A 22,577-nucleotide genomic window follows, 5' to 3' on the forward strand; every position below is an offset into this window, starting at 1 on the left:
CGCTAGCAGTGACTGGCGTCACCCGAGCGGCCGTTCCCACTGAGGGCAACGGCACCTCACACGGGCGGGAAGACCGGCCCTCCGAACATCGCGCGTGGCGACACCGGCCGCCCGCCGTCGGGCTCGACGACGCCGTACTCCTGCGCCGCCTCGGCCGTGATGAGCACGCCTCCTGCGTGCCGGGCGACGTCGGGGTCGGCGGCGACCGCGGCGAGCACCCGGCCCTGCAGCTCCGGCGTCTCCGCGTCACTCACCGGGACGCCGGCGATGTCCGTGACACCGCTCGCCAGCAGCTGCTCGGTGCGGACGAGCCCGGGCCACAGGGAGATCACGGTGACGTCGGTGCCCTTGAGCTCGACGGCGGCGTCGTGGGTGAGCTTGTCCAGGGCGGCCTTGCTCATCCCGTAGAGCGTCGAGTGCAGGTAGGCCCGCGTGCCGACGGAGGTGATGTTGACGATCAACCCCCGGCCCGCCGCGAGCATCAGCGGGACGGCCCGGTGGGTCGCGACGTAGTGCGCGCGCAGGCCGATGTCCATGAGCGGCTCCCAGTCCGACAACGGCCGGTCCCAGAACTTCTCGGGCTGGGCGTGGTTCATGCGCGGCCCGGCCCAGACGTTGTTGACCAACAGGTCGAGTCGTCCCGCCTCCGCGTGCACCCCGTCGACCAGGCTCTGCACCTGCTCGTCGTCGGTGTGCTCACACACCCACGCGCGGCCACTGCTGCCGGCGGCCTCGACGCGCTCGACGGTCGCGGCCAGGCGGTCGTGGTCGCGCCCCGAGACGTGCACCGTCCATCCGGCCTCCGCGAGTCCGACCGCGATGCCCTGCCCGACGCCCTTGCTCCCGCCGGTCACGAGTGCGACGCGGCCCTCCCCCGAGCGGCTCACTGGTGGAACCCGTCGACGATCTGGACCTCGTCCCCGAGCGGGCGGATCATCGACCACAGGACGCGCACCTGGCACGAGCGGATGCGCCACTGCCCACCCTCGACCTCATACCGGTCGTCGTACTCGATCGCGCTCAACCGCTCGACCCGCTCGACCGTGTCGACCTGACGGAACCGCAGCGACCACTGCCCGCGCGCCGTCGTCGCACTCTCCACCACGATCTCCGGATGCATCGCGTGGTGCATGTCGAAGATCGTGTAGCCGCCGTCCACCTCGCGCAGCGCGACGTTGCGGAAGACCTCCGCGATGCCGTCGGCGTCGTCGAAGCGCCCCACGCGCGGTCCGTAGTCGACGAACGCGCCCTTCGCGACGAAGCAGTCACGGAACACGTCCGGCTCCTTGGCGTCGCAGGCCCGCAGGTAGCGGTGCTTGAGCACCTTGATCGCCTCGATGGCTTCGAGGCGGGTGATCCGGTCCTCGAGGCTGGCGCGCTCGGTGGTCTCGCTCATGCGGACGTCTCCTGGGTCTCGGGGTCTGCGGGGTCGTGGTCCGCGTCGGGGTCGGGCTCGACGAGGTGGCAGGCCACGTCTGCGCCACCGGAGCGCCGCTGCAGGGGCACCTCGGTGCGGCAGCGGTCCACGACGAGCGGACAACGGGTGTGGAACAGGCACCCGGCCGGCGGGTTGGTGGGGTCCGGCAGGTCGCCCTCCAGCTTCGTACGCCGCCGCTGCCGTTGGACGACCGGATCGGCGATCAGCGCGGCCGACAGCAGTGCCTGGGTGTAGGGGTGCTGGGGCCGGGCGAAGACCTCGTCGGTGGGTCCGACCTCCACCACGGTGCCGAGATACATCACCGCGACCCGGTCGGCGATGTCGCGCACCACACCGAGGTCGTGGGTGATGAACAGGCACGCGATGCCGAGCTCGGCGATGAGGTCCTCGAGCAGGCGCAGGACCTGGTTCTGCGTGGAGACGTCGAGCGCGCTCACGGCCTCGTCGGCGATCAGCAGCTGCGGGCGCAGGATCAGGGCCCGGGCGATCGCGATGCGCTGGCGCTGACCACCGGAGAACTCCTGCGGGTAGCGGTCGGCGTGCTCCTCCCGCAGGCCCACTGCCTGCAGCATCTCCACCACCGTCGTACGCCGCTCGCGGGCGTCCATCGAGGTGTGGACCCGCAACGGCTCGCCGACGGAGTCGAGGATCCGCATCGCGGGGTCGAGCGAGGAGTAGGGGTCCTGGAAGATCATCTGCAGGTCCCGGCGCTTCGCCCGGAGCTCGCGGCGCGAGAGGCTCGTGAGGTCCTGGCCGTCGAACCGGACGGTCCCGGCCGTCGCCGGCAGCAGCTGAGCGATGCCGCGCACGGCGGTCGACTTGCCCGAGCCCGACTCCCCGACGATCGCCAGCACCTCGCCGCGCTGGACGTCGAGGTCGATGCCGCGCACGACCGGGGACGAGCGGCCCAGACGGCGGCCGTAGCCGACGGTCAGTCCACGGACCTGGAGCAGGGGCTGCGACGTGCTCACGGGGCCACCTCCGCTGCGGGCCTCGAGGGGGTCAGGGCGAGCTCGTCCACGCGGATGCAGCGGCTCGACCCGGTGACGGTGGGCAGCAGCGGGATCGGCGCCGCCTCGCAGGCCGGGCGCACATGGGCGCACCGGGGCGCGAACCGGCATCCGGCCGGATACTCCGTCGGCAACGGCGGATGACCAGGGATCACGGTCTCGCCGCCCCGGCCGTCGACCTGGGGCATCGAGCCCATCAGTGCCGCCGTGTAGGGGTGGCGGGGACGTGCGAACAGGTCGAAGCACTCGGCGTGCTCGACCACCTGGCCGGCATACATGACCACGACGTCGTCGCAGATGTCGGCGACCACACCCAGGTCGTGGGTCACCAGGGCGACGCCCATGCCCAGGTCGGCGGCGAACTCCCGCAGCAGGTCGAGGATCTGCGCCTGGATCGTCACGTCCAGCGCGGTCGTCGGCTCGTCGGCGATCAGCAGGTCGGGCTCGACAGCGAGCGCCATCGCGATCATGACGCGCTGGCGCATGCCGCCGGAGAACTCGTGCGGGTACTGGTGGATGCGTTGCGCGGCCCTGGGGATCCCGACCATGTCGAGCACCTCGACCGCCCGCTGGCGGGCGGCGCTGCGGGAGCCGCCCCGGTGCCGGCGGACCACCTCGGCGATCTGCATCCCGACCGTGAACGCCGGGTTGAGGCTGGTCATCGGCTCCTGGAAGATCATCCCGATCTCGTTGCCGCGTACGTCGGACAGTGCCCGGTCGTCGAGGGTGACCAGGTCGCGGCCCTTGAACTCGATGCTGCCTCGGGCGACCCGGCCGACGCGCTGGTCGAGCAGGCGCAGGACGGAGAAGCAGGACACCGACTTGCCGGACCCGGACTCACCGACCAGCCCGACGACCTGCCCGCGGGCGACGTCGAAGGACACGTCGGTCACGACCGGGGTCCAGGAGCCTCCCACCCGGAACTCGACGCTGAGGTCCTTGACCGACAGCAAGGTCTCGCCCATGGCTCAGCGTCCCTTCCCGGCGTCGCGGCCCACGGAGTCGGCGATGCCGTCGCCGAGCACGTTGCAGGCCAGGACGCAGGTGACGATCGTGACGGCCGGGACGATGACCGGCCAGGACGTGTAGAACCACGCCGCGCGACCCTCGGCAAGCATGCTCCCCCAGCTCGCGGCGGGTGGCTGGACGCCGAGACCGAGGAAGCTGAGCGACGACTCGGCGAGGATCGCGAAGCCGAGCGCCAGACTGATCTGCACGGCCAGCGGCGAGACGACGTTGGGGACGACGTGGTGGCGCAGCACCCACGAGGTCGGCGTGCCGATGCTGCGCGACGCCTCGATGTAGGTCTCCTCGCGGATCGCGAGGGTGGCGGCGCGGGTGACGCGGTAGAAGCGCGGCACGAAGACCACACCGATGGCCAGCATCGCGTTGGTCAGGTTGGGACCCATGACACCCACGATCGCGAGCGCGAGCAGCAGCGGCGGGAAGCTCAGCAGCGCGTCGGCCACGCGGGACAGGACGGCGTCCCACCAGCCGCGCAGCAGTCCGGCGACCAGGCCGGGCGGGACACCGAACAGCAGGCCCACCGCGACCGAGGTCAGCGCGGCCTGCGCGGCCACGCGAGCGCCGTACATCAGGCGGGAGAGCGTGTCGCGGCCGAGGCTGTCGGTGCCCAGCAGGTGTCCGTCGGACAGCGGGGGCAGCCGGCGCGCCGTCAGGTCCTGGGCGATGGGGTCGACCGGGGCGAGCCACGGCGCCAGGAGCGCCACGAAGGCCCAGAGGAGCAGCACCGCCAGGGCGAAGCGGTTCACCCACGGACGGGCGACACGGCGCAGGAACTCGCGTCGCGGCGACCGGGAGCTACGGCGCGCCTTCGAAGGACCGGCCGGCGCAGCACCTGCTGCCTCGACCGCGTCGACGGCGCGGGTCACCGGCTCGGGAGTCAGACCGGAGGTCACTGCATCTCCCCTCGGGGGTTGAGGTAGCCGTAGGTCAGGTCGACCGCGAGGCTGGCGAGGACGGTCACGCCGACGGTGACGACGACCATCCCCTGGATGGCGGGCAGGTCGCCGGCGAGCACGGCGCGGACGGCGAAGTCGCCGAGGCCCTGGATGCCGAAGACCGTCTCGATCACCGCCGTGCCGCCCAGCAGGTAGCCCACCTGGATGCCGAAGACGGTGACGACGGGCATCAGGGCGTTCTTCAGCGCGTGCTTCCACACGATCGTCCGCGACGACATGCCCTTGGCCAGGGCGGTCCGCACGTAGTCCTGCTGCAGCACGCTGGCCAGGGACGCCCGCAGCTGACGGGCGATCTCCGCCGCCGCGACGAGGCCCAGTGCGAGGCCGGGGAGCAGCAGGTGGCTCAACCACGCCCACCAGCCCTCGGCGAGCGGGGTGTAGCCCGCGGCCGGCAACCACCCGAGCTGCACGCCGAAGAACATGGCCAGCAGCAGACCGAGGACGTAGTTCGGCGTCGCGAGCCCGATGGTGCTCCCCACCGTGACGGCCCGGTCCTCCCAGCGCCCGGCCCGGCGGCCCGCGAGGACGCCGGCCGGGATCCCGATGAGCAGCGCGATCGCGAGCGCGACGACCGTCAGCGACACAGTCACCGGCATCCGCGCGAGGATCATGTCCAGCACGGGGGTCTTGAAGGTGTAGCTGGTGCCCAGGTCGCCCTGGGCGAGACCCAGGAGGAAGGACCCGAACTGCTCCCAGACCGGGCGGTCCAGGCCGAGGTCGACCCGGACCGCCTCGACCTGAGCGACGGTCGCCCCCTCGCCCGCCACCTTCTCCGCCGGGTCACCGGGGATCAGGAAGACCAGGCTGAAGGCGACCAAGGTGACGATGGCGAGCAGGGGCACGACCAGTGCCAGTCGGCGACCCACCATCGGGAGCACGCGGCGAAGCGTGGCCGTACCCCTGCTCATCGTCAGATCCTCATTCTCACTTGGTGATGCCGACGCCGCGGAACTCGCTGATGCCGACGACGGTCGGCTCGTAGCCCACGACCGAGTTGTTGCACGCGGTGCCGACGTCGTTGAAGGTCAGCGGCACGACGCCGCCGTCCTCGAGCACGATCCGCTGCACCTCGGCCAGGGCCTCGCCGCGCTCGGCCTCGTCCTCGATCGCGTTCGCTGCCTCGAGCGCCTCGGCGAAGCCCGCGGGCTCGGCCTTGGAGACGTTGAGCGGCGAGGCGTCGTCGAAGTACGCCGCGAAGAGCATCGTCGGGTCCGGTCGACCGGTCCACCCGGTGATGGACGCGTCGCCCTCGCCGCGCAGGAAGTTCACGCCCATGTCGGCCGGCGGGAGCGCCTTGATGTTCATCGTGACGCCGACCTCGGCGAGCTGGTCCTTGATGACCTCGGCCGTGGTCACGAACTGCGGGATGCTCAGGGTCAGCGCGGTGAACTCGAACCCGTCGGCGAGCCCGGCGTCGGCGAGCAGGGCGCGCGCCGCGTCCGGGTCGTGGGTCACGAGGTCCGCCACGGGCTCGTTGGGCACGTAGTAGTCCTCGGGGAACAGACCCTTGGCGGCCTCACCCATGCCCTCCTGGGCGGCCTGCAGGACGGCCTCCCGGTCGATGGCGAGGTTGAGCGCGCGGCGCACCCGCGGGTCACCGAACTCGCTCTTGGTCTGGTTCGGGTAGAAGACGGTCTGCGTCAGCACCGTGCGCGCCTTGACCTGCGCGTCGGGCACCTGCTTGGCCGGCTCGATCATCGCCGGCGAGACCAGGATGCACTCGAACTGACCCGAGCCGAGCGCGTTGATGTTGGTCTGCGGGTCGAGCTGGACGCTGACCTCCATGCCGGCCAGCTTGAGGGCGTCCTCGTCCCAGTAGTCCTCCGTGGCGGCCAGGACGTACTTCGAGCCCGGCTCCTGCGAGGTGAGGGTGAAGCGCCCGAGGCCGTCCGGCTGCGTGGCGAGGGACTCCGCGTCGGCGAACGCCGCGGGGTTGACGATCATGCCGGCGAGGTCGGAGAAGATCAGGACCAGGTGCACACCCGGCTCGTTGAGCGTGAGCTCGACGGTCCGCTCGTCGACCGCGGTGACCTCGGCGATGGCGAGCAGCTGCGTGGAGGAGACCGAGTCGGGCTCGCGCGCACGGTCGATGTTGGCTTTGACGGCCTCGGCGTCGAGCGGCGAGCCGTCACCGAAGGTGAGCCCCTCGCGCAGGGTGAAGGTCAGCTTCGTCATGTCGTCGGAGAACTCCCACGACTCGGCGAGGCCGGGGACGGCGCGGCCGTCGACGTCCTGGTGGACCAACCGGTCGTAGACCAGGTTGAGCAGGACGAAGTCGGACTGCGAGCGGGTCTTGTGGGGGTCGAACGACGTGACACCTGCCGAGGCGGCGTACCGCAGCACCGCCGACGTGTCGACCGCAGCGTCGTCCGCCGCGTCGGTCGGGGCGTCGGAGCCGGAGCCCGAGCACGCCGCGACCAGCGCCAGACATCCCGCCGCGGCGAGGACCTTGAACCGATTCATTGCTTCTCCTCAGTGAGTCCCACCCGAGCTTGGGGGGCGTAACACGCGTCACACAGCAGTGCGTGCGCAGGGATCCTGACCGCCGGACCGGCGGCCAGGAGGGGCGGTCCCGATCACCGGGACGTGGCGATCAGGCCTTCATCGAGAAGGCCGCGAGCGGCTCGGAGCCCGACCAGTCGTGGCCCCAGTAGCTGTCGGCCGTGATCTCCTCGGCCGTGTAGTAGGTCTCGTCGACCCGCATGCCCTCGGTGCCGTACTCGATGTCCCACCCGCCGGGGGCGCGGACGTAGAAGCTGACCATCTTGTCGTTGGTGTGCCGGCCGAGCGTCGACGACAGCGAGAACCCCGCGGCGTTGACCTTGTCGAGGGCACGACCCACGGCATCGAGGCTGTCGACCTCGACCATCAGGTGCACCATCCCCGGGGGGTCAGCGTGCGGCGCGGGGCACACGGCGAGCGTGTGGTGACGCTGGTTGATGCCGAGGAACCGGATCCGCCGCGGCGGGCCCTCCGCCCCCGGACCACCGAGCTTCATCGCCCCGCGCGGAAGGAAGCCGAGCACGTCGCAGTAGAAGTCGACCGTCTCCTGCTGCCGCGGTGTCGGGAGGACGATGTGACCGAGACCCTGCTCGCCGGTGACGAACCGCTGGCCGTGCGCGGTGCGCAGCGGGCTGTGGTCGAGGACCGGGCCGAAGAACACCTCCACCGGCGTGCCCGCGGGGTCGGTGAACCCGATCGCGGCCTCGATGCGCCGCTCCTCGCACTCCTCGAGCGAGAGCCGGCGGACGCTGATCCCAGCGGCCTCGACCGTGCGCTCGACCTCGGCGAGGCCGTACTGGTCACGGACCTCCCAGCCGACGCCGAGGACGCGGTCGTCGCTGCCCGGGAGGACGACGAGGCGGGCCTCGCGCTCGTCCACCCGCAGGTAGAGCCCATCGGCGTGGGGTCCGGTGGTCTCCTGCATCCCGAGCGCGTCGACCGTCAGGTCCCGCCAGCGGGGGACGTCGGCGGTCTGCACACGCAGGTAGCCGAGCGAACGGATGACAGGGGGCTGACGATTCATGGTGGTCCTCTCCATCAGATCAAGGTGAGCAGCGGTCCGGGCTCGGGTGTGAAGCCGAGGTCGGTGAGCATCGCGGCGTGGAAGACGGTCCCCGGCACGTGCACGGCGTGGACGAGACCCATGTGGGCGTCGCGCCAGAACCGCTGGATGGGGTTGTCCAGGCGCAGTCCGTTGCCGCCGGAGCGCACGACGATCTCGTTCATGGCACGCACGGCCCGCCACGCGGCGGCGACCTGCGTACGCCGGCTCGCGGCGCGCTCGGCGAGGGTGAACTCGTGCCCGGCGGCGGCGAGCTCCTCGAAGCGGCGGGCGTTCTCCAGCAGGGAGACGCGCGCGGCCTTGATCTCCTCGGCCGCTGCGCCCAGCGTGCTCAGCACGTAGGGGTCGTCGCGCACCTGGGTGCCGGTGATCTGCACGCGGCTGCGCTGGTAGTCCATGCTCGCGGCGAGCGCACCCTCCGCCATGCCGACGACGGCCGAGGTGATGCCCAGCGGGAACGCGGTGCTGAACGGCACCCGGCTGACGGTGTAGTCGAGGTCGGCGGACTTCGCAGCGGAGCCGTCCATCATCGACGCGGCGGTCACGACCCGGTGGGCCGGGACGAAGGCGTCCTTGACGATGACGTCCTTGCTCCCCGTGCCGGACAATCCCACGACGTTCCAGCTGTCGTCGACGATCTCGTAGTCCGCGCGCGGGATGATCACGTGGTACGACTCCCGCGGCACCACCGGCGCACCGTTCTCGTCGCCGAGGAAGGCGCCGAGGAACAACCACTGGCAGTGGTCGGTGCCCGACGAGAACTGCCAGTGACCGCTGAACCGGTAGCCACCGTCGACGGGCGTGATCACGCCCATGGGGGCGTACGGCGACGCGAGCCAGGTGTCCGGGTCCTCGCCCCACACCTCCTTCTGCGCCTGGGGGTCGCAGATGCCCAGCTCCCACGGGTGCACGCCCACGATGCCCGCGACCCAGCCGGTCGAGCCGTCCAAAGAGGCGAGGCGCATCACGGCCTCCGCGAACTCCACGAGGGTGGTCTCGAGGCCGCCGTGGGCGCGCGGCTGCAGCATCCGCACCACGCCGATCTCCCGCAGCAGCTCGGCTGCCCGGTCATCCAGCCGGCCGAGCGACTCGTTGACCGGTCCGAGCCGGGCGATCTCCTCCGCCCGCTCCTCGATCAGCTCCATGACCGTTGCTGCCATCTCGACTCCTTCGCCTCGTCACGATCCGACACGTGAACGCGGTCACACCGTGCAGGAGGCGAGGAGCGTCGTGCCGGCCAGTCCTGATGACCGGGACTGGCCGGAACGAGGGTTGGAGCGAGGGAGGGGACGGGGCCGACGAGCCGTGGGGCTCAGCCGGCGGGGCTCAGTCCCGGCGGGTGAGGAAGGCGAGAACGGTGCTCTCCCAGGCGGCCTTCTGCTCGATCATCGCCCAGTGCCCACAGTTGGGGAACACGTGCAGCTCGACGTCGCGGATCGTGCGCATCGGCACGAGGCTCATGTCGAGCGGGCTCACCCGGTCGTCGCGTCCCCAGGTGATCAGGGTGCGCGCCTTGATCCGGTGCAGCAGGGCCCAGTACGGCGCCTCGGGCGACGCCTCGGCCGCCCGGGCGGCGCCCTCGAGCACCCCGCGGCCATACATCCGGCGGGCGGCGGCGAGCGTCTCCGGGTCGGTGGCTTGGGCCCAGCGCTCCTCGATCATCTCCTCGGTGACGATCGCAGGGTCGTAGACCATGGAGTGCAGCCAGCGCACGAGCTTCTCGCGCGTGGGGTCCTCGGTGAAGTCGATCAGCAGCCGGATGCCCTCACCCGGAGACGGCGAGAAGATGCTGCGGCCGAGGCCGCCCACCGTGACGAGCCGGCTCACCCGCTCGGGCTGCTCGATCGCGAAGCGCGCACCGACGATGCCGCCCATCGAGTTCCCGATCACCGCCACCTGGTCCAGGTCGAGGGCGTCGAGGAACGCCGGGACCGCGGGCAGCGCCGCAGCCATGGGGTGCTGGTCGGTGGCGTCGCTGACGCCGAACCCGGGGAACTCCAGCACCAGACAGCGGAAGTGCTGGGAGAAGAGCTCGAGGTTGCCCGCGAAGTTGCGCCAGCCGGTCACCCCCGGTCCCGAGCCGTGCAGCATCAGCAGCGGCGGGCCGTCCCCGGCCTCGTGGTAGCGCAGCGTCCGGCCGGCGACGTCGAGCTCGCGCAGGGTGTCCTCGTGTGTGATCGCGGTCATGACGGCACCGTAGGGAGGCCGGTGCGACCCCCCTCGTGAGCGGTCTCGATGGCTGGGACCACCTCGCCGCACCCGACCGACCCCGCGCCTACGGTCCTGGAGTGACTGCCACCGCCGACGTCGACCTCGTGCCCGGAGCCTCCCCGACCGCCTCTGCGGTCAGTGCCCCCGTCACCGCGTCGGCCATGCGTGCCGCCCTCGGTCGCTTCGCGACGGGCGTCGTGGTCATCACCGCGGTGGACGACGGGGAGCCGGTGGGGTTCGCCTGCCAGTCCTTCGCATCGGTCTCTCTGGATCCGCCGTTGGTGCTCTTCTGCGCCGACCGCGGCGGGCGGTCGTGGGCGCGGGTACGTCGCGCGGGCCGCTTCACCGCCAACGTCCTCAGCGCCGAGCAGAGGGACCTGTGCTCGCGCTTCGGCTCGCGCGACGGACGGCGCTACGACGGCCTCGCCTGGTCGATGTCGCGGTGGCAGACGCCGAGCCTGCCCGGGGTGCTGTCGCGGGTGCACTGCGAGATCGACGACGTCCACACCGCCGGCGACCACCACGTGGTGATCGGGGCCGTCCGCGAGCTCGAGACCCCCCAGGACGCCGGACCGCTGGTGTATTTCCGCGGCAGCTACGACGTCCCGGGGATCCCGGGCCCTGGTGCGCTCACCCGACGGTGACGCGGAAGCGGTCCTTCACGTCCGGGCCGTCCGGCACGACGCCGAGCACGCGCAGCACGCGGACGCCCTTCTGCTGCAGCACGAGGCGCACGCCGAACTCGCCGTTCGCGCGGGCGGTCACGACCGCGCCCTTGAGGGTGTGCCAGCGGCCGTCGCGGCGGGCCTGGACCTTGACGGTGCGACCGGCAGCCGGCTTGCCGGACTGGATCCACACGCCCTTGACGCGGAACTGCTCCCCGGAGGAGACGGTCCTGCTCGGCGCGAGGACGGCGATGCCCTCGTCCGGGCAGGCGCAGGCGTGGGCGGGCGCGAGGGTGAGGGCGACTGGCGAGAGCGCACCGAGGGCGACGGCGCCGGCGAGGACACGGGCGAGACGAGGGGTGGGGAGGCGAGGAGACATGGCGGGTTCTTTCTCGGACGGTGCAGCCGGTCCGTCCGGCTGCACCACCAAGACGCCGTGAGTCAGCGGCCGGTTGCATCCGCCTGAGCCCTCCTCGCTGCGAAGGGTCACGGTGCCGCGAGCTGGTCGCGGCGTACCTTGATCTCGCCGAGGATGCCGACCACGTTGCCGAGCGCGGTCAGCAGCGCGCCGTACACCGGCCAGTGCAGCTCGGGGAGGGCATCACCCGACAACGCGCGGGTCAGCTCGCCGATCTCCTCGAGCAGCGGCTCCGTCGCCGCGTCGGGCTCCGCGACCCAGGCACCGACCTCGACCACCAGTGCGGTCCACCGGCGGCGGAACTCGGCGTCCCACTCCTGCTCGCGCTCGACCGCCTCGGCCACGGCGCGCGCGATCGCGCGCACGTGGGCAACGCCGTCCTCGAGCCGGTCGAGCAGCTGGGCTCCGAGGTCGACGTCGATCGTCCAGGGCGATCGCCGCCGACGGGGATTGGCCCACTGGCTCTCGCGGGCGAACGACAGCTGACCCTCCGCCCGGTCGACCGCGGCGTCGATCGCGCGGGTCTCCTCCAGCCACCTGCCGACCTCCTCCATCGAGACCGGCCGCTCGAAGTCGTCGCCGATGCGCCTGAGCAGGTCGCTCAACGACGCCAACGCCTCGTCGATCGCCCCCTCGGCGACCCGGTCGTCGAGGGGCGGGCGGATCACGACGTTCACCAGCAGCCCCACCGCCACCCCGATAGCGGTGTCGAGGAAGCGATGGAGGAGGAGCACCTCCTGGTCGGCCGAGCCCGCGGTGATGACGAAGACCGCCGTCGTGGCGACTGTGACGCCCTCCTGCCGGATCAGCGGGGTCTTCGCGATCAGCAACCCGGCGAGGACCGCGACGGCCAGGGAGAGCATGCCGATGCCGAGCAGCTGGACCGCGCCGAACGACACGAGGATGCCGACCCCGGCGGCGATGACGGACTGCGCCCCCCGCCAGAAGGTGCGGTAGACGGTGGCATGGACGGTCAGCAGCGCGACCCAGGCGGCGAGGAACGCCTGGGCGAGGTCGAAGACGTCCGTCGCCAGCCAGAAGGCGAGCACGGTGGCCACCACCGTCTTGACGATCTGGACCAGCTCGGTCTGCACGTCGGGTCGGCGCGCTGCCGCGACCAGGCTCCGCCACCGATGCCGGGCCCGCCCCCCGGCGCCCGTCTCCCTCTCCATGCCCTCCGCCTACCCGGTGGGTGTCGGCGCTGACACCCCCGGGCGCGGGTCAGAGCTCGGGGTAGGTCGTGGGGTCGTAGCCGATGGCGCGGCTGTGCTCCTCGAAGTAGGCGCGCACCGCCGCCGGCAGCAGGAAGATCCCCTCGGCCTCGACGCACGGGCCGTCGGGTCCCGACAGGGTCCCGCGCACGATCGTCTTCACGCCGACGGTCTCGACGGCCTTGGCCTCGACCCGCAGGTCACCCAGCGGCGTCGCCCGGACGTAGCGCAGCGTCAGCGTCCCCGTCATCCCCGGCGCGCCCGCGACCTCGGCCGCGGCACCCAGCACCTGGTCGAGGACGAGCGCCGCGATCCCGCCGTGGGTCAGGTGGTTCGGGCCCTCGTACGCCGCACCCAGGTGGAACTCCGCCGACACCGAACCGTCGTCACCCACCTGCAGCCGCAGTGGGGGCGCGATCGGGTTGCGGCGACCGACCACGGCGTTGCCCCACGCCCGTCGACCGCCCAGGCTCGTCCAGCGCACGCCGTACGCGCCGGGGGTCTGACGCTCGCGCAGCCGACTGGCCTGCTCCTGCAGCACGCGGGTGACGTCGCGGACGACCTCGGCGTCGACCTCGGTCCGCACCGAGGCGTCGATCAGCGCGCGGACGGCGTCGGTGAGCGGCTCGTACAACGCGATCTCGCGTTCGAGGTCCTCGCAGGTGAGCTGCTCGAGGGTGGGCTCGGGGGCGCCGGTCTGCACGTCGGTGGTCACCGACTCACCATAGCGAACGATATGGTTGGGTGATGGTCGGTTCCTCCAGCTCGTCTGCGCCCACCGCCCGGGGTGCGGCGACGCGACGACGGGTGCTGGACGCGACCGCGGAGCTGCTCGCCCACGAGGGGTACGCCGCGGTCACCTGGCGCCGGGTCGCCTCCGCCGCCGGCGTCACCGGCGGAGTCCTCCAGCACCACTTCGGCGATCGTCGTCAGCTGCTGCGGGAGGTCTTCACGCAGTTCTCCGCCGATCTCGCCGCACACCTGGCGGCCTCCACCGTGCCCGCCGACCTCGCCCCGGCCGCCCGTGTGGACGCGTTCCTCGAGGTGCTCGGGGCCTACCTCACGCCCGAGCGTGAGCTCATGTCGTTGCAGCTGACACTCGCGCTCGGCCAGGAGGACCAGCTCGTCCCCGGCGCCGTCCTGCTCGCGGCGCTCGAGCAGCAGGAGGCGCACTGGGCGGCGCTGTTCCCCACGGCTGACCGCACCACGGTGCGGCGTACCTTCCGGCTGCTGCACGCGACCCTGCAGGGCATGGCAGTGCACCGGCTCCTCGTCGGCCAGGTGGACGAGCCCGAGGCCCGCGCCATGTTGGCGCGGATGCTCGCTGCGGAGCTGGCGCGGGACTGATCCGTGCCCAGACGGCCGAGTTCACACCGGGTCGGGCTCGCCGTGCCGACCGGCGCCGTCGCGGAACCGGGACGCACCCGCGATGGCGCCTTCCGGCCCGTCGTCAGAGAGGGACACGACGCCATGGGCGTGCTCGACCGCCAGCGCGTCCTGCTCGGACAGCCCCCACTGCTCGAGCACCGCGAGCCGGTCGTGGCGCAGACAGGTCTGTGGGAGCGCGGCGAGGTCCTCGGCGAGAGCGATCGCGGCGTCGAGCGCCGTGCCCGACGCCACGACCCGGTTGGCCAGGCCGATGGCGAGCGCCTCGTCGGCCCGGACCTCGCGACCGGTGAGGATCAGGTCCAGGGCCCGCGACTGGCCGATCAGCCGCGGCAGCCGCACGGTCCCGCCGTCGATCAGGGGTACGCCGAAGCGTCGGCAGAACACGCCCAGGATCGCGTCGTCGGCGACGACCCGCAGGTCGGACCACAGCGCCAGCTCGAGGCCGCCCGCGACGGCGTACCCCTCGATCGCCGCCACCACGGGCTTGGACAGCCGGAGCCGCGTGCAGCCCAACGGGCCGGGGCCATCGGGCGCGACCCGGTTGCCGCGCCCGTCGGCAACCGCGTGCAGGTCGGCGCCGGCGCAGAAGGTGCCGCCGGCACCGGTGAGGACGGCGACCCGCGCGTCGGGGTCGGCGTCGAACGCGACGAACGCCTCGTGCAGCGCCTCGGCGGTCGCTCGGTCGACCGCGTTGCGCACCGCGGGCCGGTCGATCTGCACGATCGTCACCGGCCCGCGGCGCGCCACCGAGACCGGCAGTGCGGTGGCGGGGTCGTCAGGACGCTCGGCGCTCGTCATGGACGCAGTCTGGCAGCCGCCGGGCCTCCGGGTCCGGGTTCAACGCGGCAGCCAGATCCCCCGCAGCCGCCCAACGCCCGGATCCGCTCCTCGGCGAGCAGGTCGGCGGCGTGCGCCGGGGTGGTGCGCTCCTGCTCGGCGAGCGCGAAGACCTGCTGGGTGGTTGCGAAGATGCCCGTGACGCGCTGCTTCGCGCGCTCGAACGAGAAGCCGCGCAGCTCGTCGGCGACCTGGATCAGCCCGCCCGCGTTGACGCAGAAGTCGGGTGCGTAGCGGATCCCGCGCTCGTGCAACCGCTGGTCGATGCCCGGTCGGGCCAGCTGGTTGTTGGCGGCGCCGCACACGACCTGGGCCGACAATGCGTCCACCACGTCGTCGGTGAGGGCGTGCCCGAGGGCGCAGGGTGCGTAGACGTCGAGCGGCGACGCGACCAGCTCGGCCGTGCTGGCGACGACCTGCACCTCGGGGTGCGCGGCCACGACCGCGGCCGTTGCTTCGGGCGCCACGTCGGCGACCACGACCCGCGCGCCGTCGCCGACCAGGTGGCCGACGAGGTGCGAGCCGACCTTGCCGACCCCGGCGACGCCGACCGTGCGCCCGTCGAGGCTCGGGGTGCCCCAGGTGGCCTCGGCCGCGGCGCGCATCCCCTGGAAGACGCCGTACGCCGTCAGCACCGAGGAGTCCCCGCACCCGCCGGCCTCCACCGTGCGACCGGTGACGAACCCGGTCTCCCGGCCGACCAGGTCCATATCGGCGCTCGTGGTGCCGACGTCGCAGGCGGTGTAGTAGCGCCCACCCAGCGACTCGACGAACCGGCCGTAGGCGCGCAGCAGTGCCTCGGACTTGAGTGCGCGCGGGTCACCGAGGATGACGGCCTTGCCGCCGCCGAGGTCCAGACCGGCGAGCGCTGCCTTGAGGGTCATGCCGCGCGCGAGGTCGCAGACGTCGGCGATCGCCGCCTGCTCGTCGGCGTACGGGAAGAACCGGGTGCCACCGAGCGCGGGACCGAGCGCGGTGGAGTGGATCGCGACGATCGCGCGCAGGCCTGTGGCCTCGTCGACGCAGAAGGTCAGCTGCTCGTGCGCGGCGGCCAGGTCGAAGACGCCGGAGCCGGACGCCCTGGTGGAAGGGTCGGCGCAGCGCGTCAGGGTGGGTGTCGTGGTCATGTGACGACCTTTCGGGTCAGCCCGCGGGGTGGGCGGGTGCGGATCGGCAGCCGCGCCCAGGGTGTGGCGTCGGCCACATCCACCCTAGAAGAAAACGGGTCATCCCGTCCCAAAGGGCTCGCTGCGTCACACCCGTCACCAAGTTGGCGATTCGGGCTGTGCCTATCAGTGGACAGTGCCACACTCGTCGCAGCCGGGCGGGTGCCTGGCGTGACACGAGGAGGACCGCATGAGCATGCGACCGGTGGAGTCCGAGCCGCTGCTGACCCCGGCCGAGGTCGCGGCCATGTTCCGCGTCGACCCCAAGACGGTCACCCGCTGGGCGAAGGCGGGCAAGCTCAGCTCGATCCGCACCCTCGGCGGGCATCGGCGCTACCGCGAGTCCGAGGTGCGCGAGCTGCTCGCCGGGATGATCCCCGAGCAGCGGGCGGCGGACGACCAGGTCTGACCCGACCTGAACCGCCTGGCGCGAGCCGGGTCAGGCGGTCGGCGCCACACCTCGACGGCCCGCAGGGTCGCGCACGTTCTCAGCACGACGCGACGCCCGTCACCGCCTGCACGGTGGTGTCGGGCGTCGCGTGCTGAGCGTGGTGGGGCGGACATCCGCCCCTGCCGTGATGTGCGCGGGGTCAGTCGCGCCGGTCGGCGTCGTCCGACCAGGGATCACGCTCGTCGGTGTCGCGCTCCTCGGAGCGCACCTTCCCATGCTGCAGCTCCTGGGCGAGCGCACTGAGATCCGTCTCGTGAGAGCGGTACTTCAGCTCGCGCGCCACCTTGGTCTGCTTAGCCTTCGCTCGGCCGCGCCCCATGGGTCCGACCCCCTCGCACACTTGGCCGGCGTCGCGGCTCACCGCGCGACCGGACTCCTCATCGAATTCGTCCTGGCTCAACCGTACCTGGTCGGTGGGCGATCCCGCACGCGGGGAGCCCAGGGCGTGGCCCCGGCCGACACCGGGGCCCTCGAACGCGGTCGGTCAGCTGCGGTGCGCGCCCACCAGGGTGACCGAGCCGGGCGCCCGGTCGGCGCCGGCGGACGAGACCTCGCCGCAGACCCAGGACTCGACGCCGCGTGCGGTGAGCAGCGCGGCCGCGCGGTCGGCGTCCTCCGCGGCAACGACCGCGACCATGCCCACGCCGCAGTTGAGGGTCTTCTCCAGGTCGGGCTCGGCGACGTTGCCGACCTCGCGCACGAGCTCGAAGACCGGCGGGCGCTGCCAGGTCGACCGGTCGATCGTGGCGGCGAGCTCCTCGGGCATGACCCGGGCGAGGTTGGCCGCCAGCCCACCCCCGGTCACGTGGGACATCACGCGGACCTCGGTGGCGCGGGCGAGCTCGAGGCAGTCCTTGGCATAGATCCGGGTCGGCTCGAGCAGCTCCTCACCGAGGGTCCGGCCGAGTTCGGCGACGTCGCGGTCGAGCTCCCAGCCGGCCTCGTTGAGGAGGACATGGCGCACCAGCGAGTAGCCGTTGGAGTGCAGGCCGGAGGCGGCCATCGCCACGATCGCGTCACCCGGACGAACCCGGCCCGGCCCCAGCAGCTGGCTGGCCTCGACCACCCCGGTGGTCGAGCCCGCGACGTCGTACTCGTCGGGCCCCAGCAGGCCAGGATGCTCGGCGGTCTCCCCCCCGAGCAGCGCGCACCCGGCCACCACGCAGGCCTCGGCGATGCCCTTGACGATCTGCGCGATGCGCTCGGGAACCACACGGCCCGTGGCGATGTAGTCAGTGAGGAACAACGGCTCCGCGCCGCACACGACGAGGTCGTCGACGAGCATCCCGACGAGGTCGAAGCCGATGGTGTCGTGCTTGTCCATCGCCTGCGCGATCGCGACCTTGGTGCCGACACCGTCGGCCGACGTCGCCAGCAGCGGACGGTCATAGCTCTTGAGCGCCGAGACGTCGAACAACCCGGCGAAGCCGCCGATGCCCCCCACCATCTCGGGACGGCGCGCCTTGTCGACCCAGACCTTGATCAGCTCGACGGCGCGGTCACCGGCCTCGATGTTGACGCCGGCGGCTTCGTACGTCGCGCCGGGCGCGTTCTGGTCGGTCATCGGCAACGGCTCCACAGGTCAGGGTCGGACAGCACGGGTCGGCGGCGCGTTCGTCGGCTTGGTCGGCCGGTCAGGGACGGTCGAGGGCGTCGGTGGCCCCGCCGCCGGTGAGCGAGGAGATCAGGCCGTCGACGTCGGTGCGCAGCGAGCCGTTGTGGGCGGACTCGTCGCGGACCTCGAGGCGGTACTTGTCGAGGTGGCGCTCCTCGGGCAGCGGGATCGGGTACTCGCCGTCGAAGCACGCACGGCACAGCTTCGCCGCGGGGACGGTGGTGGCCTCGGTGAGCTCCTCCAGGGAGATGTAGGCCAGCGAGTCGGCGTCGATCGAGCGGCAGATCTCGTCGACGGCGAGGCCGGTCGCGATCAGCTCGGCGCGGGTCGCGAAGTCGATGCCGTAGAAGCACGGCCACTTCACCGGCGGCGACGAGATCCGCACGTGCACCTCACGGGCGCCGGCCTCGCGCAGCATCCGCACCAGGGCGCGCTGGGTGTTGCCCCGGACGATCGAGTCGTCGACGACCACCAGCCGCTTGCCGTCGATCACGTCGCGCAGCGGGTTGAGCTTGAGCCGGATGCCGAGCTGGCGGATCGTCTGCGAGGGCTGGATGAAGGTACGCCCGACGTAGGAGTTCTTCACCAGGCCGGTGCCGTAGGGGATGCCGGACTCCTCGGCGTACCCGATTGCGGCGGGGGTGCCCGACTCGGGCACCGGCATCACCAGGTCGGCGTCGGCGGGGAACTCCCGGGCCAGGCGCCGGCCGATCTCGACGCGGACGCTGTGCACGCGCCGGTCGTTCATCAACGTGTCGGGCCGGGCGAGGTAGACGAACTCGAAGAGGCAGTGCTTCGGCTTCGCCTCGGCGAACCGTTGCGTGCGCAGGCCGTCCGCGTCGACCACCACCAGCTCGCCCGGCTCGACCTCGCGGATGAACGAGGCGCCGACGATGTCGAGCGCTGCGGTCTCCGAGGCGATGACCCATCCCCGCTCGAGCCGGCCGATCACGAGCGGCCGGACGCCCTGCGGGTCGCGTGCGGCGTACAACGCGGTCTCGTCCATCCAGACGAACGAGAAGGCCCCGCGGACCTGCGGGAGGACCTCGAGCGCGCGCTCCTCGAGCGTGGCGCCGTCGCGGTCGTGGGCCAGCAGCGCGGTGACGAGGCTGGTGTCGTTGGTCGACTCCTCCACCCCCCGGCGCGGGATGTCGAGCTCGCCAGCCGACAGCGGGAGGTCGGCGACCAGGTCGGCCAGATCGCCGGTGTTGGTCAGGTTGCCGTTGTGGGCCAGCGCGATCGAGCCGGTGGAGGTCGGCCGGAAGGTCGGCTGGGCGTTGTGCCAGGTGCTGGCGCCGGTCGTGGAGTAGCGCGCGTGCCCGATCGCGACGTGCCCCTTGAGCGACTCCAGCGTCGCCTCGTCGAACACCTGCGACACCAGGCCCATGTCCTTGTAGACGAGGATCTGGCGGCCGTTGCCGACGGCGATGCCGGCCGACTCCTGCCCGCGGTGCTGCAGGGCGTAGATGCCGTAGTAGGTGAGCTTGGCGACGTCCTCACCGGGCGCCCAGACGCCGAACACGCCGCAGGCGTCCTGCGGACTGCGGTCGGTGGGGTCGAGGTCGTGGGACAGGTGGCCATCGCCGCCACGGCGGCGCGCATCGCTAGGCACACCTGCAGTGTAGACGGAGGAGGGGTGGCAGTTTCACCGCCCGACTAACGTTCCTGCCCGACACGCCGGGCAGTTTCGTACGACGAGCGGGCGTGTCGTTCGACGGGCGGTGAAACTGCCCGGGGCCGTTCACATCCGGCGGGCGCCGTCCTTGATGGCCTCGCGGATGCGGAAGTAGGTGCCGCAGCGGCAGATGTTGCGGATCTCGTCGATGTCGGCGTCGGTGATGTCGCGGCCCTCGCGGCGGGCGGCGCGGACCTTGGCGACCGCGGCCATGATCTGGCCCGGCTGGCAGTAGCCGCACTGGGCGACGTCCTGGGCGATCCAAGCCTCCTGCATCGGGTGCAGGTCGGGGTCCTCGGCGCCACCGGCGTCGGGGGCGTCCGGGAGTCCCTCGATCGTGGTGACCTCGTCGTCGGGACCGAGGTCGCCGACGCGGACCGCGCAGGGGTTGAAGGCGCGGCCGTTGAGATGGGAGGTGCAGGCCTTGCAGACGTTGATGCCGCAGCCGTACTTCGGTCCGGTGATGCCGAGCCGGTCGCGCAGGACCCACAGCAGGCGGACGTCGGACTCGGAGTCGACCTGCACGCGGCGGCCGTTGACGAGGAAGGTGTGCGTGACGGTGGGGACTGTCGACATGGGGGCTCCTGTGCTCGCTCGGTGGTGGTCAGTAGGTGTGGTCGCGGCCGTCGGTCGGCGAGGCCGGGACGGGCGGGACGAACGGCTTGGGCTCGAACGACAGCGTCTGGTGGTTGATCGGGAAGCTGGTCGGCATCGGGCCACCGGTCGCACGCCAGTAGGCGCAGGCCACCGCCGCGAAGCTCGCGGCCACCCCGGCCTCCCCGGCGCCACCGGGCTGGGTGACGTCGTTGTCGACGATGACCACCTGCATCTCGGGCGGGGCGTTCCAGTGCCGCGTGTAGAAGTAGTTGTCCCAGCTGGCCTCGAGGAACCGGCCCTGGCGGAAGTGCAGGCTCGAGGTCAGGGCGAGGGCGATGCCATCCATGACGCCGCCCTGCATCTGCGCCTCCAGCCCGCGCGGGTTGACCACCAGCCCGGCGTCCACGGCGAAGGTCGCCCGGGTCACCCGGGGTCCGGTCACCGCGTTGCGGATCCGCCGATTCACGGTATCGGGGCGGCAGTCGATCTCCACGACGCAGGCGGTGACTCCCTTGTATTCCTTGTGGATCGCAACGCCCTGGGCGGTCCCGGCCGGCATCGGCTTGCCCCACTCGGCCGCCTCCCCCACGGCCTCCAGCACCGCCTTGGTGCGCGGTGAGCGCGCGGTGCGCAACCGGAACGCGTAGGGATCCTCCCCCATCCGGCGCGCCAGGTCGTCGACGGTCAGCTCGACCGCGCAGCGCGTGTCTGGCGAGTAGATGTTGCGCATGCTGCCGGTGTTGAACGGCAGGTCGACCTCGCTGAGCAGCTGGTCGACGACGCCGAAGTTGTAGCCGAGCTCCTGGGTGAGCAGGAAGACCGTCTGCGCGAACGCATAGTTGCCGGCGACCGGCAGCTGCGCCGCAAACCGCGTGATGATCTCGCCCAGGCCATGGGTGAAGTCGGTGCGGACGCTGCAGTTGCGCTGCTCGAAGGTGTTGACCTGCTTGCCGGAGTAGGACGCCCGCACCTTCGACACCACCATCGGGTGGGTCCGACCCTGGCGGGCGTCGTCGGCTCGGTGCCACATGAGCTTGACCGGCGCGCCCATCGCGCGCGAGATCTGCGCGGCCTCGAGCGCCGCGTCGAAGAACAGCTTGCGGCCGAACGACCCACCGCCCTGGACGACATGCACGCGCACCTTGTCGATCGGCAGTCCGACTGTCAACGCGATCTGTTCCTGCGCCACGACCGGCGACTTCAACCCGCCCCAGATCTCCGCCGAGTCCTTCCGCACGTCGGCGATCGCGCAGTTCGGCTCCAGTGCGGAGTTGCCGCGGAACCAGAAGGTGAACTCGTGCTCGACCGTCTTCCCGAGCGGAGGTACGACGAACGGCAGCTGCGCGGCGCGCAGGTGACCGCGCACGTCGCCGTCGGACTGCTGCACAAGCGGCCCGTCCTGCCACTCGACGTCCATGGCCCGGACGGCGTCGATGCACTGCCCGAAGGTCTCGGCGCGCACGGCGTACCCGGTCGGCACCTCGGCGACGTGGGTGACGCCCGGCATCGTCAGCACGGCGTCGCGGTTGCGCAGGGCCATCGGTCTGCCGTTGAGCGTGGGCGGGCGACAGACCATCGTCGGCAGCGCCCCGGGGACTTCGAGGTCCATCGCGAACTGCTTCTGCCCGGTGACCGCCGCACGGGCGTCGATGCGGTTCTGCGGGGTCCCGATCACCGTGAACTTCTCCGGCCGCTTCAGCAGCACGCCGACCTGGCGCGTGGTGTCGCTGGCGGCCTCGCGGGCGAGCTCGGCGTAGGTGATCGAGCCCGTCAGCCCCTCGATGATCCCCTCGCCCTTGATCCGGACCTGGTCGAGGTTGTCGCCGAGCAAACGCGCGGCCGCGTCGAGCAGGGCTCCCTTGGCGATGGCGGCGGCGACCCGGATCGGGGTGAACGTCGAGATGGTGGTGTTGGACCCGCCGGTCAGCTGGTTGAACACCAGCTCGGGTCGCGCGTCGGCCAGCGACACCCGGACCTGCGCGACGTCGATGTCGAGCTCCTCGGCGATGATCATCGCCGTCGAGGTGGTGATCCCCTGCCCGACCTCCATGCGCGGCAGCGCGAACGACGCGGTCCCGTCGTCATGGATCTGGATCGCGATGAGGTTCGAGGTCGCCAGGGCGGCATGGGTGAGCAGGTCGTTGAGGTCGTAGAGCTCCGCCGGCTGCGGTGCGGTCACCGTGGACTGGGCGCCCGGCATGCCGAGGGCCAAGTCGGCCGCGGTGATCAGCGTCGCCCCGGCGACGACGTACCCGAGGAACCGGCGGCGGTCGGTGCCGGGCATCCCGACGCCCTCCGCAGGGCCGGCGGGCGGCACGATCGGGTGGGGAGCGGTCACGGGCGGCCT

23 protein-coding genes are annotated in these 22,577 nt (G+C 71.9%); 3 read left to right on the forward strand and 20 right to left on the reverse strand.

The annotated features are described in order from the left end of the window. Positions 1-56 precede the first annotated feature (56 nt). From J2S59_RS03150 to J2S59_RS03195, 10 genes are all read right to left on the reverse strand, one after another. Complete coding sequence (locus J2S59_RS03150) at positions 57-887, reverse strand: SDR family NAD(P)-dependent oxidoreductase (RefSeq protein WP_068117708.1); 831 nt, start codon at positions 885-887, stop codon at positions 57-59. Next, positions 884-1,396 carry a nuclear transport factor 2 family protein gene (locus J2S59_RS03155; protein ID WP_068117711.1) on the reverse strand — a complete coding sequence of 171 codons (513 nt, stop codon included), beginning with the start codon at positions 1,394-1,396 and terminating at the stop codon, positions 884-886. Before J2S59_RS03155 ends, J2S59_RS03150 begins: the two co-directional genes overlap by 4 nt. After that, positions 1,393-2,409 (reverse strand): ABC transporter ATP-binding protein, encoded by a 1,017-nt coding sequence (locus J2S59_RS03160; protein WP_068117715.1) that lies wholly within the window; start codon positions 2,407-2,409, stop codon positions 1,393-1,395. Before J2S59_RS03160 ends, J2S59_RS03155 begins: the two co-directional genes overlap by 4 nt. Beyond that, the gene (locus J2S59_RS03165) at positions 2,406-3,413 is read right to left on the reverse strand and encodes an ABC transporter ATP-binding protein (RefSeq protein WP_068117718.1); all 1,008 of its coding nucleotides are present in this window, start codon (positions 3,411-3,413) and stop codon (positions 2,406-2,408) included. Before J2S59_RS03165 ends, J2S59_RS03160 begins: the two co-directional genes overlap by 4 nt. 3 nt (positions 3,414-3,416) lie before the next feature. After that, positions 3,417-4,367: an ABC transporter permease gene (locus J2S59_RS03170; RefSeq protein WP_068117720.1), complete on the reverse strand. Its 951-nt coding sequence runs from the start codon at positions 4,365-4,367 to the stop codon at positions 3,417-3,419. Then, positions 4,364-5,338, reverse strand: coding sequence for an ABC transporter permease (locus tag J2S59_RS03175; RefSeq protein WP_220138309.1), 975 nt, complete (start codon positions 5,336-5,338; stop codon positions 4,364-4,366). Before J2S59_RS03175 ends, J2S59_RS03170 begins: the two co-directional genes overlap by 4 nt. A gap of 16 nt (positions 5,339-5,354) precedes the next feature. Further along, on the reverse strand, positions 5,355-6,893 hold the full coding sequence (locus tag J2S59_RS03180; protein ID WP_068117723.1) for an ABC transporter substrate-binding protein: 1,539 nt from the start codon (positions 6,891-6,893) through the stop codon (positions 5,355-5,357). Between the two features lie 130 nt (positions 6,894-7,023). Continuing rightward, positions 7,024-7,956 (reverse strand): VOC family protein, encoded by a 933-nt coding sequence (locus J2S59_RS03185; RefSeq protein ID WP_068117728.1) that lies wholly within the window; start codon positions 7,954-7,956, stop codon positions 7,024-7,026. A 14-nt stretch (positions 7,957-7,970) separates the two neighbouring features. Next, a complete protein-coding gene (locus J2S59_RS03190) occupies positions 7,971-9,155 on the reverse strand; it encodes an acyl-CoA dehydrogenase family protein (protein WP_068117733.1) in 1,185 nt (394 codons plus the stop codon). A gap of 166 nt (positions 9,156-9,321) precedes the next feature. After that, on the reverse strand, positions 9,322-10,182 hold the full coding sequence (locus J2S59_RS03195) for an alpha/beta fold hydrolase (RefSeq protein ID WP_068117736.1): 861 nt from the start codon (positions 10,180-10,182) through the stop codon (positions 9,322-9,324). Positions 10,183-10,283: 101 nt separating this feature from the next. On the opposite strand from J2S59_RS03195, the gene J2S59_RS03200 reads away from it, so the two are divergent. Then, positions 10,284-10,850, forward strand: a complete 567-nt coding sequence (locus tag J2S59_RS03200) for a flavin reductase family protein (protein ID WP_220138562.1) — start codon at positions 10,284-10,286, stop codon at positions 10,848-10,850. Here the strand turns inward: J2S59_RS03200 and J2S59_RS03205 are convergent. The 3 genes from J2S59_RS03205 to J2S59_RS03215 form a co-directional block, all read right to left on the reverse strand. Next, positions 10,837-11,250, reverse strand: coding sequence for a hypothetical protein (locus tag J2S59_RS03205; protein WP_068123392.1), 414 nt, complete (start codon positions 11,248-11,250; stop codon positions 10,837-10,839). The genes J2S59_RS03200 and J2S59_RS03205 overlap by 14 nt on opposite strands. A gap of 107 nt (positions 11,251-11,357) precedes the next feature. After that, on the reverse strand, positions 11,358-12,461 hold the full coding sequence (locus J2S59_RS03210) for an FUSC family protein (protein WP_181642435.1): 1,104 nt from the start codon (positions 12,459-12,461) through the stop codon (positions 11,358-11,360). 49 nt (positions 12,462-12,510) lie between these two features. After that, on the reverse strand, positions 12,511-13,215 hold the full coding sequence (locus J2S59_RS03215; RefSeq protein ID WP_068123397.1) for a PaaI family thioesterase: 705 nt from the start codon (positions 13,213-13,215) through the stop codon (positions 12,511-12,513). Positions 13,216-13,247: 32 nt separating this feature from the next. Between J2S59_RS03215 and J2S59_RS03220 the strand changes: the two genes are divergently transcribed. After that, positions 13,248-13,847: a TetR/AcrR family transcriptional regulator gene (locus J2S59_RS03220; RefSeq protein WP_181642436.1), complete on the forward strand. Its 600-nt coding sequence runs from the start codon at positions 13,248-13,250 to the stop codon at positions 13,845-13,847. 21 nt (positions 13,848-13,868) lie between these two features. On the opposite strand, the gene J2S59_RS03225 is transcribed toward J2S59_RS03220, so the two are convergent. Further along, complete coding sequence (locus tag J2S59_RS03225; protein WP_068123402.1) at positions 13,869-14,687, reverse strand: crotonase/enoyl-CoA hydratase family protein; 819 nt, start codon at positions 14,685-14,687, stop codon at positions 13,869-13,871. Next, positions 14,684-15,853: a Glu/Leu/Phe/Val family dehydrogenase gene (locus tag J2S59_RS03230; protein WP_246360523.1), complete on the reverse strand. Its 1,170-nt coding sequence runs from the start codon at positions 15,851-15,853 to the stop codon at positions 14,684-14,686. The genes J2S59_RS03225 and J2S59_RS03230 overlap by 4 nt, the downstream gene beginning before the upstream one ends. Before the next feature lie 229 nt (positions 15,854-16,082). Here J2S59_RS03230 and J2S59_RS03235 point away from each other — a divergent pair, with 229 nt between their 5' ends. Beyond that, positions 16,083-16,301, forward strand: coding sequence for a BldC family transcriptional regulator (locus J2S59_RS03235; protein WP_068123406.1), 219 nt, complete (start codon positions 16,083-16,085; stop codon positions 16,299-16,301). Positions 16,302-16,482: 181 nt separating this feature from the next. On the opposite strand, the gene J2S59_RS03240 is transcribed toward J2S59_RS03235, so the two are convergent. From J2S59_RS03240 to J2S59_RS03260, 5 genes are all read right to left on the reverse strand, one after another. Next, a complete protein-coding gene (locus J2S59_RS03240; RefSeq protein WP_370871456.1) occupies positions 16,483-16,743 on the reverse strand; it encodes a DUF3073 domain-containing protein in 261 nt (86 codons plus the stop codon). Between the two features lie 84 nt (positions 16,744-16,827). Continuing rightward, positions 16,828-17,907, reverse strand: a complete 1,080-nt coding sequence (gene purM / locus J2S59_RS03245; RefSeq protein ID WP_068121712.1) for a phosphoribosylformylglycinamidine cyclo-ligase — start codon at positions 17,905-17,907, stop codon at positions 16,828-16,830. A 70-nt stretch (positions 17,908-17,977) separates the two neighbouring features. Then, entirely contained in the window at positions 17,978-19,570 is a 1,593-nt protein-coding gene (gene purF / locus J2S59_RS03250) for an amidophosphoribosyltransferase (RefSeq protein WP_306824801.1), read from the reverse strand. A gap of 129 nt (positions 19,571-19,699) precedes the next feature. After that, complete coding sequence (locus J2S59_RS03255; RefSeq protein ID WP_068120897.1) at positions 19,700-20,209, reverse strand: (2Fe-2S)-binding protein; 510 nt, start codon at positions 20,207-20,209, stop codon at positions 19,700-19,702. 28 nt (positions 20,210-20,237) lie between these two features. Next, complete coding sequence (locus J2S59_RS03260) at positions 20,238-22,568, reverse strand: molybdopterin cofactor-binding domain-containing protein (RefSeq protein WP_306824802.1); 2,331 nt, start codon at positions 22,566-22,568, stop codon at positions 20,238-20,240. Positions 22,569-22,577: the final 9 nt, after the last annotated feature.

The sequence above is a fragment of the Nocardioides massiliensis genome, assembly GCF_030811215.1.
GTDB classification, from domain to species: Bacteria; Actinomycetota; Actinomycetes; order Propionibacteriales; family Nocardioidaceae; genus Nocardioides_A; species Nocardioides_A massiliensis.

Bases quoted from the DNA above. Each gene is read 5' to 3' on its own strand.
- J2S59_RS03185 (WP_068117728.1), bottom strand. From the start codon at position 7,956: ATGAATCGTCAGCCCCCTGTCATCCGTTCGCTCGGCTACCTGCGTGTG.
- J2S59_RS03180 (WP_068117723.1), bottom strand. From the start codon at position 6,893: ATGAATCGGTTCAAGGTCCTCGCCGCGGCGGGATGTCTGGCGCTGGTC.
- J2S59_RS03235 (WP_068123406.1), top strand. From the start codon at position 16,083: ATGAGCATGCGACCGGTGGAGTCCGAGCCGCTGCTGACCCCGGCCGAG.
- J2S59_RS03190 (WP_068117733.1), bottom strand. From the start codon at position 9,155: ATGGCAGCAACGGTCATGGAGCTGATCGAGGAGCGGGCGGAGGAGATC.
- J2S59_RS03225 (WP_068123402.1), bottom strand. From the start codon at position 14,687: ATGACGAGCGCCGAGCGTCCTGACGACCCCGCCACCGCACTGCCGGTC.
- J2S59_RS03255 (WP_068120897.1), bottom strand. From the start codon at position 20,209: ATGTCGACAGTCCCCACCGTCACGCACACCTTCCTCGTCAACGGCCGC.
- purM (WP_068121712.1), bottom strand. From the start codon at position 17,907: ATGACCGACCAGAACGCGCCCGGCGCGACGTACGAAGCCGCCGGCGTC.
- J2S59_RS03220 (WP_181642436.1), top strand. From the start codon at position 13,248: ATGGTCGGTTCCTCCAGCTCGTCTGCGCCCACCGCCCGGGGTGCGGCG.
- J2S59_RS03205 (WP_068123392.1), bottom strand. From the start codon at position 11,250: ATGTCTCCTCGCCTCCCCACCCCTCGTCTCGCCCGTGTCCTCGCCGGC.
- J2S59_RS03165 (WP_068117718.1), bottom strand. From the start codon at position 3,413: ATGGGCGAGACCTTGCTGTCGGTCAAGGACCTCAGCGTCGAGTTCCGG.
- J2S59_RS03155 (WP_068117711.1), bottom strand. From the start codon at position 1,396: ATGAGCGAGACCACCGAGCGCGCCAGCCTCGAGGACCGGATCACCCGC.
- J2S59_RS03175 (WP_220138309.1), bottom strand. From the start codon at position 5,338: ATGAGCAGGGGTACGGCCACGCTTCGCCGCGTGCTCCCGATGGTGGGT.
- J2S59_RS03195 (WP_068117736.1), bottom strand. From the start codon at position 10,182: ATGACCGCGATCACACACGAGGACACCCTGCGCGAGCTCGACGTCGCC.
- J2S59_RS03230 (WP_246360523.1), bottom strand. From the start codon at position 15,853: ATGACCACGACACCCACCCTGACGCGCTGCGCCGACCCTTCCACCAGG.
- J2S59_RS03210 (WP_181642435.1), bottom strand. From the start codon at position 12,461: ATGGAGAGGGAGACGGGCGCCGGGGGGCGGGCCCGGCATCGGTGGCGG.